This is a genomic window from Patescibacteria group bacterium, assembly GCA_041659765.1.
In the GTDB taxonomy this organism is placed as follows: domain Bacteria; phylum Patescibacteriota; class Patescibacteriia; order UBA9934; family UBA9934; genus JAGORL01.
The window spans coordinates 320,262-336,106 of the sequence record JBAZXR010000001.1; the positions used below are offsets into that span (position 1 = coordinate 320,262).

Sequence of the window (15,845 nt, forward strand, 5' to 3'; positions counted from 1 at the left end):
CTCCCGTTATTGGGAGATTTTTTATTAGGTAAGCTTTTTCAGCCAATCCGGGTTGACATCAACTGTCAGATCTAGGAAGTATTTGGTGTTGGTCACGGCTTCAAGTTCGCGGCGAGTTGACTGACCGATTTCTTTGATACCTCGGCCGCCGGCGCCGATGATCATGCGTTTGTAGCGTTCGGCAGTCGTGTAAATAACAGCTTTGACGTACATGGTGCCGTCCTTGCGTTTATCGATCTCCTCAACCTCCACATGGGTGGTGTAGGGAACTTCTTCGCGCAGACGCAAGAACAATTTTTCGCGGATAATTTCAGCCAGCCATGATTCGTTGCTCTGGTTTGTCACTTGGAATTCCGGGTACATGAGTTCGCCCTCGCGCAGCTGAGCAAAAATCCAGCGCGTCACCATGTCCATGTCTGTGCCGTTCTTCGCGGAAACTTCCGCGTAGGCGTCAAACTTGGTGGCGAGGTCTCTGTAGTAATCTATATACCGACGCGCGTCTTTGTCGTCGATCTTGTTAATGACCAAAAGTTTCGGCTGTGTGGAATGTTCGATCAATTTGAACGAAGCCTTTTCTTCGTCGCCAATGGCGCGGGTAGGATCAACGACGTAAAGAATAGCGTCAACTTCTTTGAGCGAATCTTTGGCGTACTGCAAGAGACGTTTGGTCAGCGGATCGCCGGCTTTCTGCATGATGCCCGGGGTATCTACAAGTACAGCCTGGCCGAGCGGCGAGGTGATAACGCCTTGAATAGGCTGGCGGGTGGTTTGCGGCTTTGGGGTAGTGATAGCCACCTTAGAACCGACGAGCGCGTTTAAAAGCGTGGATTTACCCACGTTAGAACGGCCAATGATAGCGACAAATCCAGATTTCATAGAAGTGATGATAGTACAGAATAACTTAGTTTTGTACAACTTTGGTTGCGATTGTCCTAAATATGTAGTAAACTCTAGCAAATCTTTAATGATTCCTATGGACATGAATTTCACTTGGAAACAGGCCGAGTCACTTTCACCGGGCCAGCTCGCTATTCAGGGTATTGAGCTCGCAACTAAGACTTGGGGCCAGTTTGTGAAGTTTGTACTGGCCGTCGTGGCTGGTGAAATCGTGGTTGGCGTTGGTTCGATGATCCTGATTACGGTTGGTGCTGGGTTGCTTAAGGGCGTAGGTTTCGCACTAGCGGCCATTGTGTGCGCCGTGGTGATGGCACTTTTCATGCTCGCAGTTGGCGTAGGCGCTGTTCGTCTCTCGCTTGCGGTGGTTGACGGCAAGAAGCTGTCTCTCAAAGAGATCTTTGCGATTGACGGGACCATGGTCGGCACACTTATTGCTGCTTACGTTTTGTACTTGGTCGCTGTTATCGTCGGCACTTTCGTGTTGATTGTTCCAGGTATCATGATCGCTCTTGGCTGTACCTTTGCCTTGTTCGTGATCGTTGATAAGAAGGACGTTGGTCCAGTGCAGGCACTGAAAGCTAGCTGGGCAATGACGAACGGTGATCTCTTGAGTATCGCCTTGCTCTCTTCGGCTATTGGTTTGATTGCTTACATCGTTATTCTCCCAGCCTACGAAATTTTCGTGATCGGTTTCATGCTGACGGGACTTTTGGCCGCGATTAAGATGGCGACGCTCGGTGCACTGTTCATGGGTCTCTTGGCCTTTGTCCTCGGCGTGGCTTTGTTTGTTTGGGTAGTCTTGGTCATGATCGGTGGTTTTCTCTCCTACGCTTTGGCCTACCGCAAGTTGTCCGTCTCCCGCGCTAGCGTGATGGAAACGGCGATGCGTTCCTAATATTTTCGGTGTTGGGGTCGACCCATGCGTCGACCCATTGAAGGGCCTGGTGGATAAAACCGCCGGGCCTTCTTCTATGAAAAAAATTCTCAAATATATCTTGTATCTTATTTACGAAAAGCGTCTCGCCAAGAGATTGCTCGTTGGTCCTGCGCCAAAGCATCTTGGCGTGATTCTCGACGGCAACCGCCGGTACGCGAAGACACTTGGTCTGCCCGTTACGGAAGGACATAAGTATGGCGCCAGGAAGGTGAAAGAACTTTTTTCTTGGTGTATTGAATTTAAAATTCCAGTAGTGACTGTTTGGGGTTTTAGCACACAGAATTTTTCTAGGGATCCCGGAGAAATCAAGGTGCTCATGGATCTAATTGTCGAGCAGGCCAATGCCATGCGCGTGGACGAAGATTTTAAAAAGAACGACATCCGCGTAAAAGTTATTGGCCGAGTCGACCAAATGCCAGTTGACGTCCGCGAAGCACTCGCCAAACTTGAAGCGTCGACTGCAGACCGAAAAGGCATGCTCGTCCAGCTCGCGCTCGGTTACGGTGGCCGTGAAGAAATCGTCGACGCCGCGAAAGCCTATTTGTCGACAGCCGAGAAGTCGGGGAAGTCGCTTCATGACGCTATCTGTGGACTAACCGAGGAATCACTCTCGACGCATCTCTATTCCGGCGATGTTCCTGACCCCGATTTCATTATTCGTACTTCCGGTGAGGTTCGGTTATCCGGTTTCCTGCTCTGGCAGGCAGCCTATAGCGAATACTACTTCCTGGACGTAAACTGGCCAGCCTTTAGACGAATCGACTTTTTGCGTGCATTACGATCGTTCCAGGCGAGACAGAGACGGTTTGGAAAATAGCCAATATTAGCAATAAAACCGCCTTCCGGGCTTGACGGAAGGTGGTTTTTGTGTTATAGTAAAAAGGTTAGTTAAATTGGCGACCAGTTAGGCCTCGAGGCTAAAGAGCCGGTCAATCTGGTAACCATTAGGAGCCCAAAGGCTGAAATGCCGATCAATTGCCCTCGGGCAGTGAACGTGTAACTCACGCGTCAGGGATAGATGCCGATAACCTAATACGGCATTGAGTCACCACCACCGAGCGATTAGGCGCCCGCGTCATAGCCCCCTTGCATTCAAACGCAAATCGTATCCATCCAACATACAAACTACCCGTAGACCTGGCAATTCTGCCTTTGGTCCACAAGCGTCTTTCCTAGGAAGCGCAATCAATCAGTCCGGTAGTGCTGATACTTCACGGAGGTGAAGTTGGATGAGAATCACGAAATGCTCTTGCAGGGGGGCATTTTATTTATTTTAAACCAAAACCCCGGAATTTCTTCCGGGGTGTTTTCTTTACTCTTTAATACTTTACGCTTTACGCACCAGCTTGGTGACAAGCTCCACATGCGGCGTGTGGGGGAACATGTCGATAGCTCTCATGGCCTCGACATCGTAGTATTTTTCGAGGATTACCATTTCACGGGCAAAGTTCTTGTAGTTACAAGAGACGTAGACGATTGTTTCTGGCTTGGCTGCGATAACGTCTTGGAGAACTTTGTCGACCATACCTCCGCGGGGCGGGTCGAGGATAACTACATCCGCGCCGGTTTTCATCCAGTCGAAGTCTTCGGTTTTTACGTCATGGAACTCGATGCTCGCGTTATTGAGCTCGGCGTTTACTTTAGCGTCGACAATTGCCTCTTTAACCATCTCAACGCCAAGCGTGCGCTTGAATGAGGCGGCGAGAGCGACGGCGAAGAAGCCGGTGCCACAATACAAGTCCATGAGGGTCTTCTTGGTTGTGCCGACGGCGCCATTCGTGGCGAACTCGCGAACCGTATCAAGGAGCTGAGCCGCGCCCTGGGGGTTTGTCTGGAAGAAGGCGTTTGGGGAAATGCGGAAGCGGTAGCCGGCGATGGATTCCTCGATCATTCCAGGACCAGAGATGGTTCTGAGCTCGTCGCCGAAAGAGACATCACTGATGGTGTGATTGATCGACCACACGACGGTGGTTGCTTTCGATGTAGCGGCGAGTTCTTCGAGGGCTTTCTTTGCCGCAGCTTCCTCGTCTGCGTCCTTAGGCGCGCTCGTGACGATGATGATCATGGTCTCGCCGAGCGTTGTTGAGCGGATTACTGCGTAACGCAAGAAGCCTACATTGGCTTTGCGGTCGTAGAAAGAAAGGCCGCACTTCTTGGCCCAGTCGCGGGAGATGAAGAACGCGTCTTCGATTTTTTGATCGGCAATGAAGCAGGGGTGATTGTCGATGACGCTCCACCATTTGCCCTTTTCGCGCAGGCCTACGTTGCCTTGCCAGTCGATAACAAAGTCCATTCGGTTGCGGTAATGATGGGTGACGGGGGAGGCGGCGATTTCTTCGACTTTGAGATCGAGCTTCTTAATGGCAAACGAGCCATTGATGTCGGCAAGTTTTTGTTTGAGCTGTTTCTCGTACGGGATGTGTGACCAGCCGCAGGAGCCGCAGCGTTCGGGATTAGGACATTGCATATAAATTTGCGCGAACTGTACGGAAAAAATAGACTGAAGTCAATAAAATGGAGACGTCCGCGGGGCCGAAGCGCCGCGGACGCGAGGGTAACGTGGCATGCTGGAGCATGTCTCCTACGCCGCTTTCCTGGCCTGTTTGATGGTTTCCGCGAACGGAACCGGTAACAGGGACAGTGAACGGTCGAAGAGATGGGTGAAGAGGGCGTTGACCACGCTCTCGAATTGGAGCTCACGGCCGTGATTGGCCGCAAGGGTGTCGTGCAGCTCCCGGGCGAGCTGTTGCTCTTCCGGGGTTCTGGTTTCGGACGGTGCGTGCTTGACCGTGCCGTAATCATGCAGCTCGACTATGTCATCCCAGGTAATACGTCCTGCCTGGATCAGGGAGCAGAGGCTCTTCGGTGTTTCCATGTCTGCCGGGGAATCCGGCGGAACGGGTGGTATTGACCCACTCATGGCAGCCCTCCTTTAAGGCCAGGTTGAGCATATGACAAAATAGGAAAAAAGAGAATAGATAACAAAAAACCGACTATTTAGTCGGATTCTTGTGGTGCGCTTGAGACGATTCGAACGTCTGACCCCTTCCTTCGGAGGGAAGTGCTCTATCCAGCTGAGCTACAAGCGCGAAATGATGTACATAGCGACACCGGAGGCGACAGAAACGTTTAATGATTGTTTCTTGGCCATTGGGATCGTAACGAGTCCGTTGAGGAGTCCTTGAGTCTCAGCGTCGATTCCCTCTACCTCGTTGCCGAGGACGAGAGCAATCTTGCTGGATTCGAGCGATTCAATAGCTTCTCCGCCCGTCTCTAAACCGAGGACACGATAGCCGTTTTTCTTGAGCGAAGCAATGACCTCAATAATATCGCCCGATTCCCAAGCGACGAGCTGTTCTGCGCCGAGTGCTACTTTGGCGATTTCTTTTCTTGGTGGCTTCTCCGTAAACCCCGTTAAATAAAGTTTCTCAACCCCAAAAGCCGCCGCATTCCGAAAAATAGAGCCGATGTTATGGAGCGAACGAATATTGTGGGCAATCACGATCACAGTTCCGCCATTCTAGCCAAAGAAGGAACTTTTTGCTAGTCTTCGCCGGTCACCCAGGAGATTGCATGTTGTTCGAACGTTTGTCGCCAGACGGTGTGCTCGAGGTGCTCTTGCCTCGGTTCAAAGAGTTGAGGTGGTGGACGTATGGAGAGCGGCGCCAAGTGTTGGCCGATATTGATGCAGAGCATCGCCTCGTTATGACAGTGCTTGATCCAGTCAACATGCCGCAACGATGCATCGAGATCTGCATTCGCAAGCAGAGGGATGGTCGTCTGATCGACGCTCCGCTGATACGTTTCCGTACTTCTCATGTGAATGACCCGCGTCCTACGCAGATACGTGACATGTGGTCCTACGCGTTGGGGTGCGCCGAGACCCGAGCGGTAACGTTAGGCGATTCTGTCGCTGTCTAGATGCCTTGAGTTTTACGTTAGGAGCTTGGCCTGTGCCTGGCTCTTTTTTTGTTTGGTTCTTGGTTCTTTGATTGATTTTTCCCCTTTTGCTATCCTTCTGGCATATATGCCATCATTCGTCGTCGTTATTCCAACCAAGAACGAGGAAGAGTATTTGCCACGGTTGATTGAGTCTTTGAAGAAACAGACTTTGCAACCTAACGAGGTCGTGCTCGCGGATGCTGGGTCAACTGACCAGACTACGCAGATTGCGGAGGCAGCGGGGATGCGGGCAGTTGAAGGCGGACTCCCGGGGCCGGGAAGGAATGCGGGCGCGCAGGCCACGAAGAGTGATCTTATCTTTTTTATCGACGCCGATATAGTTTTGCCTGATCCTCAGTTTTTTGCGAAAGCTATTGCGGATTTCGAAAAGCGACAGCTGGGCGTGGGTACATTCGACCTCCAACTCGTGAAAGGATCGTGGGTCGAGCATCTTGGCCATAAAATTTACAACGCCTACGTACGCTTCTGGGGCGGCTGGAATGCACACGCCATGGGCGGATGTATTTTAGTTCGTAGGAGCGTTCATGAAGCGATCAACGGGTTTGATCCAACCGTGTTATTCTGCGAGGATAACCATTACGGTAAACGAGCGCACAAGATTATGCCCTTTGGCGTGATTAACGGCGTAAAAATTGGCGTGACTAACCGCCGGCTGGCGCGAGATGGCGGTCTGACGATTGTTGTTAAATACTTGTTGGCTGAACTGCATATTATTTTTTTGGGGCCGATTAGAACCAATTGGTTTAAGTACGAATTTGGCTACAAGAAGGGAATGGGTAAGGGGGAGTAAAGACGGACGAAATCGTGCTACAATAAAGAAAATACACCACTATGCGATATTTTCTTTCGCTTGTCGTCGCGTGTCTGACGCTTTTGCCGTACTCGGCTTTAGCGGCTACGCCTGACCTTTCAATCAAAGCGTCCAGCATCCGTTTCTCGCAACCAACGCTGTACGCCGGTGATCATATCCGGGTTTACGCCACGATTAAGAATGAAGGCGAGGTAGACACCATGGCTCAGGTGTTCTTTTATCAAGGTCCAACCTTAGTCGGCACGAGCCAGGTGGTTTCGGTAGTGGCTGGAGGCAACGGGGATGATGTGTATGTGGACTTTACGGTTCCGCAAACTGCCTTCAATATTTTGGCGCGTATTCAAGGCCAAGATCCAGGCGACGTAGTGGCTGCTAATGATGAGGCCATGACGTCGCTCTATACGCCGGTAATTGACGGCGACCGCGATGGAATTGCTGACGGTATTGATAATTGTCTAAACGCCGCCAATGCTGATCAGCTTGATACTGACCATGACGGAGCGGGGAACGCCTGTGACAGCGATGACGATAATGATGGTGTCTCAGACACTACAGAAATCGCCAACGGCACTTCGCCCACTAATGCCGACACAGACGGTGATGGCTCGCCAGACGGCAGTGACGCCTTCCCGCTTGATCCGAATCGTTCTACTAACCCACAGCCAGTCGTGGTTGCGCAGGCACCAACTGGTGGTTCAAGTGGATCGACGGGGGTGTCGACCCCTACAGCGCCAGTAGCGCCGACAAAACCCGCACCGGTTATCGCAAGTGCGACAGATGAATCTCCAGATCCTCAGGTTGCCGGTGATGCCGATTCATTAGGTGGGGCAGAACCCGTAGAATCCAGCACGCCGGATAATGGAGGAACGGATCTCGCTCTTGCCGATGCATCGGGCGCCTCGGCTAACGAAAGCGCGAGCGAGTCACCGACCATGTTGACCCTAGGAGATTTGAAACTGTCGCCCGAGGCCCGTTTCAGCTTTCGGCAAATTGATTGGCGGACGTATGAATTTGATGCTAAACCACAAGGTGAAGTAGCGGGTGCTTTTGGGTGGGACTTCGGCGACGGTTCAACTAGTGTGAACAGTAAAGTTACGCACACTTTTCCTAGAGCAGGCGATTATAAAGTGACGCTTGCGGTCGCTACGGATGACGGGAAAATGTTCACGGATTCGCAGGTAATCAGTATTTCATTCTTCCATCTTGGTAATCCATTGGTTGATCTGGTATTGTCGCTTCTCCTCTTGCTATTGCTCGCGCTCACTATCTACATCTACCGGCTCCGCAGACAGTCTCTATGATCCGGAAATTGTTTAGTGCCTCATCTACCGTCGCTTCCGCAGCTTTTATTGTGGGAGCGATGTCGCTTTTATCACGGATCGCTGGCTTAGTCCGCGACCGGGTGCTTATTGGTGCGTTCAACGGACAATCCGGGAACGTCTTGGACGTTTATTACCAGTCGTTCCGCTTACCGGATTTATTTTTTCAATTACTGGTAGTTGGCGCTGTCTCAGCTAGTTTTATTCCGGTCTTCACTAGAGCCTGGGCGGGAGACGATAAGACTCGGGCCTGGAAGTACGCGAACAATGTTTTGCATGCCGTAGTTTTATTGTTCGCGGTTATTTCGGCTGTGGCTATCCTTGGCGCACCGGCTTTGGCTCCGCTCTTGGCTCCTGGGTTTACTGTAGAAAAACAGATGGCGGTGGCGGAGATGACGCGGATTATTTTCTTGGGTCAGTTATTCTTTGCCGCTTCAATTGTTTTTGGTTCGATTCTTCAAGGCACTAAACGATTCTTTTTGCCCGCCTTTGCGCCAATTGTCTATAACGCCGGTATTATCTTGGGTGCGCTGTTCATCGTCCCGGTGGTCGGTCCGATTGGTTTGGCTTGGGGCGTGGTCCTCGGTTCGTGTCTCCACATGCTGGTTCAGTTGATTGGGGCAATTTCTGTTGGCTATAGGTATCAGCCATATCTGCATCTTAAAGATCCGGACTTCCTATTAACCGCTAAACAGACTCTGCCTCGCGTGCTCGGTTTAGCAGTTAATCAGATCGAGTTTTTGCTCATGAGTATTCTCGCGACTTATATTGCAGCTGGAGCGGTGCGAGATCTGAACTTGGCGTACACCTTGAACTTTGTTCCGATTGGTATTGTCGCCGTTTCCTACGCTATCGCTGCCTATCCAACCTTTTGCGAGCGGGCTGCGGCCAAAGATTTGGCCGGTTTACGCGCTACGTTTTCGCTGACTATGCGTCAGGTAATGTTCTTCATGATCCCGGCGACTGTTTTGTTTTTGTTACTCCGTGCCCAGATTGTTCGCGTAGTTTATGGAGCTGACGGACTTGATTGGCCGGCGACTATTTCTATTGCTGATACGTTGGCGATCTTCGCGCTCAGTTTCTTTGCTCAGGCAGCCAACTTTATTCTGGTCCGAGTTTATTACGCCCTAGAGGACACCATGACGCCGTTTATTTTCGCCTTGCTTGGCGGTCTCTTAGCGGTTGGCACGGCTGTGCCGTTGTCACAGGCTTACGGCACTTTTGGTCTAGCTATTGCTTTTTCTGGCTCAGCCATGATTCAGGCCGCTTTTCTTTGGGTGTTTCTCCATCATAAAATTGGCGGACTGGATGAAAAGAAAATTTTGTACTCGGTCTTTGTATTTTCGTTGGCCGGCATCCTCTCAGCATTTGCGACTCAAGGAGCTAAGTACGGCGTGGTGAAATATATTACGCTTGATACTTTTGCTAACGTCTTTTTGCAGTTTTCAGTGGCGAGCGTAGTCGGTCTTGGTGTTTATCTCTTAGCTGCTTACTTTTTCAAGAGTCCCGAGCTACGCAGTATTACTGCCGGCCTACAAAAGAAATTCCTGAAGGCCGCCCAGCCGGCTGAAGTGGGAGACGTGACTTCAGCTGGTACATAGTCAAATGTTTTGTTACCCTCACGCCCGGAGGTGCTTGTGTTGCTTTTTTTCGTGTCCTTGGCTCACGCGTTTCCTGATGCTCCGTACAACATGCACGACGAATTGTCGGGCAAAAATGGAGACCCCGCGAATTTTCTCCGGGCACTCGGCGTCGGCGTAGTCCTGTTCGTCGTGGTCGCCGGCATTTTCTGGTTGGTTACGCCGAAAGAAAAACAGTGATCAGTTCTCGTCCAGCCGTCCGGCACCTCGGGCGGCTTCTTTTATTGCGAAAGTTTCGCAAATACGTTACCCTTTTCCCATCTATGATCACTGCGAATGACCTCAGAAAGAAGTACGTTGAGTTCTTCAAATCAAAGAACCACGTGGAAATCCCCTCGGCGTCTGTTGTTCCGGAAAATGACCCAACGGTGCTTTTTACGACTGCAGGCATGCACCCCTTAGTGCCGTATCTTTTGGGCGAGCCGCATCCAGCGGGAAAGAGACTCGTCGACTATCAGCGTTGTATCCGCACTGGCGATATTGATGATGTGGGCGATGACACTCATCTAACATTTTTTACAATGTTGGGAAACTGGTCGCTCGGCGATTATTTTAAGAAGGAGTCTATCGAGTGGAGCTTCGAGTTTTTGACGAATTCCGAATGGCTGAATATTCCGCTCTCGCACTTGTCGTTTACTGTTTTCGAGGGAGACGCGAATACGCCATTTGATCAAGAAGCCTATGATCATTGGATTCGTCTAGGAGTTTCACCGGAAAGAATCGCCAAACTCGGCAAAGAAGATAACTGGTGGGGACCGGCAGGGAAGACTGGCCCATGCGGTCCGGACACAGAGATTTTTTATTGGGTAGGGAAGGGCGAGCCGACCGGCAACAAAGGCACGCATTCCAAAGAATGGATGGAGATTTGGAATAACGTGTTCATGCAGTTTAACAAGCAGGAAGACGGCACATTGTTGCCACTCGAGAACGGGAGTGTAGACACGGGAATGGGCATGGAACGGACGATCGTTGCGCTGCAGCACCGCTCGAACGTGTACGAGACCGAACTGTTTTCAAGCGTGCTCAAGAAACTCGAAGAACTGTCTGGTTTTGAATATGCCGCTGCGCCAGAGACGATGAAGTCGATGAGAATTATTGCAGATCATCTTCGCGCTGCCTCAATCATGTTCATGGACGGTGTTGAACCGAGCAACAAGGACCAGGGCTATATTCTCCGCCGATTAATTCGTCGCGCGATTCGTCACGCCAAGAAGCTGGGTATCGATACACAGAAACTGATTGCGCCAATTGTCGATGAAATTGTTTCTTCACTCGGTGAAGCGTATCCAAAGCTGGTCGAGAAGCGCGACGTGATTGTACTTGGCGTTGAGACTGAAGCGAAGAAGTTCGAGAAAACACTCGCCCAGGGACTGCGCGAATTCCAGAAGATGTTTGAGAAGAACAAGGCTATTTCCGGCGAAGATGCGTTTAATCTGTACCAGTCGTACGGTTTTCCACTCGAAGTAACACACGAGCTTGCACATGAGCAGGGACAGGAGGTTGATCGCGAGGCTTTCGCCGCTGAATTCAAGAAGCACCAGGACCTGTCCCGACAAGGAGCAGAGAAGAAATTCGCCGGTGGTCTTGCCGATCACTCGGTAGAGACGACGAGACTCCACACCGCAACGCATTTGCTTCACCAGGCTCTTCGAAACGTTCTCGGCGACCATGTAGAACAGCGCGGCAGCAATATTACTGCTGAGCGTTTGCGTTTCGATTTTTCGCATAACACCAAGATGACACCGGAGGAGATAGCGAAGGTTGAGGCTATCGTCAACGAGCAGATTAAGAAGGACATGACCGTGACTGCGGCGCAGTTGAGTGTGGAGGAGGCTAAAGCATCTGGAGCGATCGGCTTGTTCGAAGACAAATACGCGAATATCGGCGGGAAGATTAATGTCTATACAATCGGTGATTTTTCAAAAGAAATTTGCGGCGGTCCGCATGTGCAACACACCGGTGAGCTTGGTGGCTTCAAGATCCAGAAAGAAGAAGCCGTCTCCTCGGGCGTGAGACGTATCAAGGCGATCTTGGGCTAATTAGCTTCATCGAGCACGATGTCGGGGTCGACCTATGCGTCGACCCTTTTAGTTTCATGTATACTTTCCTCATTATGGAATCCAAATCTCATTTTCTCGTTCACTTCATTCCCGGCATGCTGCTCGGATCCGTTGTGGGCCTCGCGTTTGGGTCGCTGCTCGTGGCGAGTCAGATTCCGCGTGTGGTAGTCCCGGCGAGTGAATGTGCGGGTTCTTTCAAGGATTTGTCATGGAAACCAATTGACGAACATAATTTCGGTATCTATCTAAAAAACATGAAGGTTGCTGAAGTTGATTTTCCAGATGGTTTATTTAACCCGGGAAATTTTTATCAGGTGAATCCCGACTCGAATAACGCGTATCTAGATTTTAATCCAGATGGACTCGGAGGATACATTTTGTATCCAGTTACTTATGACATGATTCGTGTGAATACTTGCACGGGCAAGGTTGATCGTTTGCTCGACTCAACATTTGGCCAGGGAGGCATTCGTCAGGGATTAGATATTTCACCAAATGAAAAATATTTGGCGGAATTCTTTCAGGATATTGGCCCAATCACGTCATTACGTATAGTGAGCACCGACAACGTAAACATCACTAGCGATTATTCACTGCCGGATCAGAAGTACACGCAGTTCGATGCTAAGTTTTCAAAAGACGGCACGCAGGTCATCGTCATCGCAGCTCTTGGAGACGCCGAGCATGAAAAGGGCATTAGATGGGTGTTCGATATGGCGACTCGTAGTTTTATTGGCCAGGGTGAACTGACGGAGACAAACAAATGGTGTCCGACCAATTATTGGACACTTTTCATAAATAAAAATGGAAATGTCGGCGTCGCTCCAGCCAACGACCTCTCTTCGGCGCTTTGTGGCGGCGGACCGACCGGGGGGCGTTGAGTAGGGTTTTACAACCGAATCCCGATACGCTACCGTCCTAAGGTATGCGCGTCGGGATTTTGATTTCAGTCCAACAATTTGAGTCCGTGGTGGGTGTTGAGCGTCTGGAAGAAACAGCGCGTCTTTTGGGGCACGAACCGATTCGGATTTATGAAACTTCCATAACCCTTTCTCACCCTTTCTCACCCTTTCGAACCTTCCCTGAGGTAATTATCGTTCGACCAAACTTCACCGAGGAACCCTCCCATCATCAGGCGATGTACGACGGACTTCGAGTTGCGGGTGTTCGACTAGTTAATGGGGAAGTTCTTCGCACAAAAAATAAATTGCTTCAGCGAGTTGATTTGCTCTCGGCGGGCATAGATATGCCAAGGGGGATGATTGTGCAGAATACTGGAACGGCGGTGCAGTGCGCGAATGAGGTTCGATATCCCGTCATTATAAAAGTGCCATTTGGGACGAAGGGCAAGGGGGTTTTCTATGCGCCAAGCGAAGAAGTCTTACGACCAATCGCTGATTACATTTCTGTTCGTGATAAGAATCCATTTATTGTCGAGGAGTTCATTGCCGAAGCAAATCGTTCTGACATTCGAGTCTTTGTTATTGGCGGGGAAGTGATTGCGGGTATGCAGCTCGATGCGCCAGCAGGGGATGTTCGCAGTAACGCAGGAGGCACTGGCCAGACTGTCGAGCTGACAGACGAAGAGCGCGCGATGGCGATCAAAGCAACGGCGACGATGAAACTCGATATTGCCGGCGTCGACATCCTTAGATCGAATCGCGGTCCGCTCGTTATGGAAGTCAACGCCAACCCCGGCTTCAAAGAACTTGAACGCGTGACTGGAGTCGATGTCGCAAAAAAGATTGTCGAGTTTGCCATAAAAAAATAACCCGCCTGCCCTCTGATAGCCGGGCGGCGGGTCGTCGAGTCGTGGCCTACGCGGCGGGAGGGAATTCTTCCTGCTCACACGTGGCGCTCTGGAGAATGGCTTCGCACAGCTCACCGTAGTTCATGCCGGACGCGGCGGCGGACATGGGGGAGAGGCTGGTGGGGGTCATGCCCGGGATCGTGTTGATTTCCAGGAAGATAGGGGTTGGAACGAGACGTCCGGCGTCGGGGATGATGAAATCTACGCGCGACAGACCTCGGCAGCCGAGTGTCTTGTGGATCGTCTCGGCTGCAGTAGTGGCATACAGGGCGGTATGAGCCGCCAGTTGAGCGGGGCACTCGTACTTCGCCTCGCCTTTCTGGTACTTGGACTCGAAAGAGAAGATTCCTGATTTCGGCTCGATACTGACCACGGAAAGCGCTCGGCCATTCAGAACTGGTACGGTGATTTCCTCGCCCTGGATGAACTTCTCTACCAAGACTATGGAGTCGAACTTCCGAGCTTTAGTCACTGCGGCAACAAGCTCTTCCCGGGTTTTCACTTTGGTGATTCCGATGGACGAGCCGGTATTTCGGGGCTTTACCATGAGCGGAAATGAGAGCCGTCCGGGATTTGGTTCCCAGCCAGGTCTTACCACCAGGTATTCCGCCATCTCCACCCATTTGGACGCGACCCCATCCATCACTTGATGCGTCATGAGCTTGTCCATGGCACTCGCTGACGCCTGCACACCGCTACCGGTGTAGGGGATGCCCATGGTCTCGAGCAAGCCCTGGACGCAGCCGTCTTCGCCGAACTTGCCGTGGAGTGCCACGAACGCGACGTCGATGTTCGCGTTGCGAATAGTCTTGTCGGCGTGGCGGTCAATGAGCACCTCGACGGCATTCCAGCCCCGCTCACGCAGTGCGTTCAAGATGCCCTGCCCGCTTGCGATCGAAACAGCTCGTTCCGCTGACAAGCCTCCCATAAGCACGCCAACCCGTACTTTCCCCTTTTTAAATGGTGTGTTCATTCGTCCTCCTTAGTGAAACTTCAATGCGTCGGCGACTATATCTCATCGTCAAAAACCAAGCAAAAAGAAACCCCGCCAGCTTTCGCGGACGGGGCGTGATGGTGACAGCTCGCCGATCTACAGGGTCGGGAGGGACTCGAGGACCACATAATAATATCGTCGTTCCTCGTCCCGTTTTCTGACGAGCTTTCCGAGTTCGTTTTGGTTCAACGCACCAGGCCTGGATTTCATGGTGATCTCCGTGTTGATCTCGGCCAGCCGGGTCTGCACCGTGGCTTTGAGCCTCACGTAGGCCACAATGAGCTCGTCCACGAGCTTGGCGTCATCGCCAACCCGATCAATGCACATAGGGACGATCATTCTTCGGTCGATCTCCGCTTTTCCCCTCAGCTGGTTCTCGATTCTTTCGATTTTTTCCCGAAAATCGTTAATGTGCTCCAGTGCGGTCATGAGTCACTCCAATGAAAGCCTGGGTAATTTGGCTCATTTTAGGGATTTTGTCCACTCCACAGCCATTTCTTGACACTCCCAGGGTCTCCGAGTACAATTCCCCCGCATTTCTGTGTAGAGGTTTCTTGTTTAATCCTAGCGCACTCTGGTATATTCCAACGGCTATGGCCGAAAAAGATTTTCTAGAAATGCGCGGGGAGGTGCTGGAATCGCTTCCTGGTGGAGCGTTCCGCATCAAACTCGAGAACGACATGGAAGTCATTGGTCACCTTGCGGGTAAACTCCGTAAGAACCGCATCCGGGTAATGCCCGGTGATGACGTCAAGTGTGAGATCAGTCCTTATGATCTCACCAAGGCTCGAATAACGTTTCGCTTCTAAGCGAACGGCATCTCGAGCTTCTGCCAAATCATCCAAGTATTATAGGATGATTTTGCTTACAAGAATACTTGTAACCACTTTATGAAAGTCCGCTCGTCTGTTAAGCCAATCTGCCGTGACTGTAAGGTCATCCGCCGTGAGGGCCGTGTTCGTGTCATTTGTAAAACTCCTAAGCATAAGCAGCGCCAAGGCTAACTATGGCTAGAATCGCCGGTGTCACAATCCCAGCTCAGAAGCGCATTGTTATCGGACTCCAATACATTTATGGAGTAGGTCAGACGCGCGCTCATGACGTTTTGAAGAGAGCAGGTGTCTCAGAAGACATCCGCGCTAAGGACTTGAGCCTTGACCAGGAAAACGCTATTCGCGTAATCGTGGAAAAGGATTTCCGCGTAGAGGGTGAACTCAGACGCGAGAAACTTTCAAACATCAAGCGTTTGAAGGATATCGGTGCACGTCGTGGCATCCGCCACTCCAAGAACCTGCCGGTTCGCGGACAGCGCACTAAGTCTAACTCCCGCACTACGCGTGGCAACGTTCGTAAGACTGCAGGCAGCGGCCGCCGTGTCCTGACCAAGACCTAATCTATGATTGACGAAGAAGTA

Annotated in this window: 18 protein-coding genes and 1 tRNA gene; 12 read left to right on the forward strand and 7 right to left on the reverse strand. The window is 51.2% G+C overall.

The genetic code is table 11. The annotated features are described in order from the left end of the window. Nucleotides 1–24 precede the first annotated feature (24 nt). Nucleotides 25–876, reverse strand: a complete 852-nt coding sequence (gene era / locus WC813_01765; GenBank protein MFA5946727.1) for a GTPase Era — start codon at nt 874–876, stop codon at nt 25–27. A gap of 97 nt (nt 877–973) precedes the next feature. On the opposite strand from era, the gene WC813_01770 reads away from it, so the two are divergent. Next, nucleotides 974–1,792, forward strand: coding sequence for a hypothetical protein (locus WC813_01770; protein ID MFA5946728.1), 819 nt, complete (start codon nt 974–976; stop codon nt 1,790–1,792). 76 nt (nt 1,793–1,868) lie between these two features. After that, nucleotides 1,869–2,651, forward strand: coding sequence for a polyprenyl diphosphate synthase (gene uppS / locus WC813_01775; protein MFA5946729.1), 783 nt, complete (start codon nt 1,869–1,871; stop codon nt 2,649–2,651). Between the two features lie 510 nt (nt 2,652–3,161). Here uppS and rlmD read toward each other — a convergent pair. The 4 genes from rlmD to WC813_01795 form a co-directional block, all read right to left on the reverse strand. After that, entirely contained in the window at nt 3,162–4,301 is a 1,140-nt protein-coding gene (gene rlmD, locus WC813_01780) for a 23S rRNA (uracil(1939)-C(5))-methyltransferase RlmD (protein MFA5946730.1), read from the reverse strand. Nucleotides 4,302–4,415: 114 nt separating this feature from the next. Further along, on the reverse strand, nt 4,416–4,709 hold the full coding sequence (locus WC813_01785) for a hypothetical protein (GenBank protein ID MFA5946731.1): 294 nt from the start codon (nt 4,707–4,709) through the stop codon (nt 4,416–4,418). Nucleotides 4,710–4,846: 137 nt separating this feature from the next. Beyond that, nucleotides 4,847–4,923 (reverse strand) — tRNA-Arg (locus WC813_01790). Continuing rightward, nucleotides 4,914–5,342: a TrmH family RNA methyltransferase gene (locus tag WC813_01795; protein ID MFA5946732.1), complete on the reverse strand. Its 429-nt coding sequence runs from the start codon at nt 5,340–5,342 to the stop codon at nt 4,914–4,916. Before WC813_01795 ends, WC813_01790 begins: the two co-directional genes overlap by 10 nt. Before the next feature lie 519 nt (nt 5,343–5,861). Here WC813_01795 and WC813_01800 point away from each other — a divergent pair. From WC813_01800 to WC813_01830, 7 genes are all read left to right on the forward strand, one after another. Then, entirely contained in the window at nt 5,862–6,587 is a 726-nt protein-coding gene (locus WC813_01800; protein ID MFA5946733.1) for a glycosyltransferase, read from the forward strand. Between the two features lie 41 nt (nt 6,588–6,628). Beyond that, on the forward strand, nt 6,629–7,909 hold the full coding sequence (locus WC813_01805) for a PKD domain-containing protein (protein MFA5946734.1): 1,281 nt from the start codon (nt 6,629–6,631) through the stop codon (nt 7,907–7,909). Next, nucleotides 7,906–9,528, forward strand: coding sequence for a murein biosynthesis integral membrane protein MurJ (gene murJ / locus WC813_01810; GenBank protein ID MFA5946735.1), 1,623 nt, complete (start codon nt 7,906–7,908; stop codon nt 9,526–9,528). The genes WC813_01805 and murJ overlap by 4 nt, the downstream gene beginning before the upstream one ends. Nucleotides 9,529–9,564: 36 nt before the next feature. After that, entirely contained in the window at nt 9,565–9,747 is a 183-nt protein-coding gene (locus tag WC813_01815) for a hypothetical protein (GenBank protein MFA5946736.1), read from the forward strand. An 83-nt stretch (nt 9,748–9,830) separates the two neighbouring features. Next, nucleotides 9,831–11,606: an alanine--tRNA ligase gene (locus tag WC813_01820; GenBank protein MFA5946737.1), complete on the forward strand. Its 1,776-nt coding sequence runs from the start codon at nt 9,831–9,833 to the stop codon at nt 11,604–11,606. 74 nt (nt 11,607–11,680) lie between these two features. Then, entirely contained in the window at nt 11,681–12,508 is an 828-nt protein-coding gene (locus WC813_01825; protein ID MFA5946738.1) for a hypothetical protein, read from the forward strand. Nucleotides 12,509–12,552: 44 nt separating this feature from the next. Further along, a complete protein-coding gene (locus WC813_01830; GenBank protein MFA5946739.1) occupies nt 12,553–13,398 on the forward strand; it encodes a RimK family alpha-L-glutamate ligase in 846 nt (281 codons plus the stop codon). 46 nt (nt 13,399–13,444) lie between these two features. On the opposite strand, the gene WC813_01835 is transcribed toward WC813_01830, so the two are convergent. Both WC813_01835 and WC813_01840 read right to left on the reverse strand, forming a co-directional pair. Further along, nucleotides 13,445–14,410, reverse strand: coding sequence for a D-alanine--D-alanine ligase (locus tag WC813_01835; GenBank protein MFA5946740.1), 966 nt, complete (start codon nt 14,408–14,410; stop codon nt 13,445–13,447). A gap of 117 nt (nt 14,411–14,527) precedes the next feature. Next, the gene (locus tag WC813_01840) at nt 14,528–14,860 is read right to left on the reverse strand and encodes a hypothetical protein (protein MFA5946741.1); all 333 of its coding nucleotides are present in this window, start codon (nt 14,858–14,860) and stop codon (nt 14,528–14,530) included. 164 nt (nt 14,861–15,024) lie between these two features. Between WC813_01840 and infA the strand changes: the two genes are divergently transcribed. From infA to rpsM, 3 genes are all read left to right on the forward strand, one after another. Continuing rightward, nucleotides 15,025–15,240 (forward strand): translation initiation factor IF-1, encoded by a 216-nt coding sequence (gene infA / locus WC813_01845; protein ID MFA5946742.1) that lies wholly within the window; start codon nt 15,025–15,027, stop codon nt 15,238–15,240. Nucleotides 15,241–15,321: 81 nt separating this feature from the next. Further along, on the forward strand, nt 15,322–15,435 hold the full coding sequence (rpmJ, locus tag WC813_01850; protein ID MFA5946743.1) for a 50S ribosomal protein L36: 114 nt from the start codon (nt 15,322–15,324) through the stop codon (nt 15,433–15,435). 2 nt (nt 15,436–15,437) lie between these two features. Continuing rightward, nucleotides 15,438–15,824 (forward strand): 30S ribosomal protein S13, encoded by a 387-nt coding sequence (gene rpsM / locus WC813_01855; GenBank protein ID MFA5946744.1) that lies wholly within the window; start codon nt 15,438–15,440, stop codon nt 15,822–15,824. Nucleotides 15,825–15,845 lie beyond the last annotated feature (21 nt).

Coding starts and splice junctions, on each gene's coding strand:
- era (MFA5946727.1), bottom strand. CDS start 876: ATGAAATCTGGATTTGTCGCTATCATTGGCCGTTCTAACGTGGGTAAA.
- WC813_01805 (MFA5946734.1), top strand. CDS start 6,629: ATGCGATATTTTCTTTCGCTTGTCGTCGCGTGTCTGACGCTTTTGCCG.
- WC813_01785 (MFA5946731.1), bottom strand. CDS start 4,709: ATGGAAACACCGAAGAGCCTCTGCTCCCTGATCCAGGCAGGACGTATT.
- murJ (MFA5946735.1), top strand. CDS start 7,906: ATGATCCGGAAATTGTTTAGTGCCTCATCTACCGTCGCTTCCGCAGCT.
- rpmJ (MFA5946743.1), top strand. CDS start 15,322: ATGAAAGTCCGCTCGTCTGTTAAGCCAATCTGCCGTGACTGTAAGGTC.
- infA (MFA5946742.1), top strand. CDS start 15,025: ATGGCCGAAAAAGATTTTCTAGAAATGCGCGGGGAGGTGCTGGAATCG.
- WC813_01830 (MFA5946739.1), top strand. CDS start 12,553: ATGCGCGTCGGGATTTTGATTTCAGTCCAACAATTTGAGTCCGTGGTG.
- WC813_01800 (MFA5946733.1), top strand. CDS start 5,862: ATGCCATCATTCGTCGTCGTTATTCCAACCAAGAACGAGGAAGAGTAT.
- rlmD (MFA5946730.1), bottom strand. CDS start 4,301: ATGCAATGTCCTAATCCCGAACGCTGCGGCTCCTGCGGCTGGTCACAC.
- WC813_01825 (MFA5946738.1), top strand. CDS start 11,681: ATGGAATCCAAATCTCATTTTCTCGTTCACTTCATTCCCGGCATGCTG.
- rpsM (MFA5946744.1), top strand. CDS start 15,438: ATGGCTAGAATCGCCGGTGTCACAATCCCAGCTCAGAAGCGCATTGTT.
- WC813_01770 (MFA5946728.1), top strand. CDS start 974: ATGGACATGAATTTCACTTGGAAACAGGCCGAGTCACTTTCACCGGGC.
- WC813_01840 (MFA5946741.1), bottom strand. CDS start 14,860: ATGACCGCACTGGAGCACATTAACGATTTTCGGGAAAAAATCGAAAGA.
- WC813_01835 (MFA5946740.1), bottom strand. CDS start 14,410: ATGAACACACCATTTAAAAAGGGGAAAGTACGGGTTGGCGTGCTTATG.
- WC813_01820 (MFA5946737.1), top strand. CDS start 9,831: ATGATCACTGCGAATGACCTCAGAAAGAAGTACGTTGAGTTCTTCAAA.
- uppS (MFA5946729.1), top strand. CDS start 1,869: ATGAAAAAAATTCTCAAATATATCTTGTATCTTATTTACGAAAAGCGT.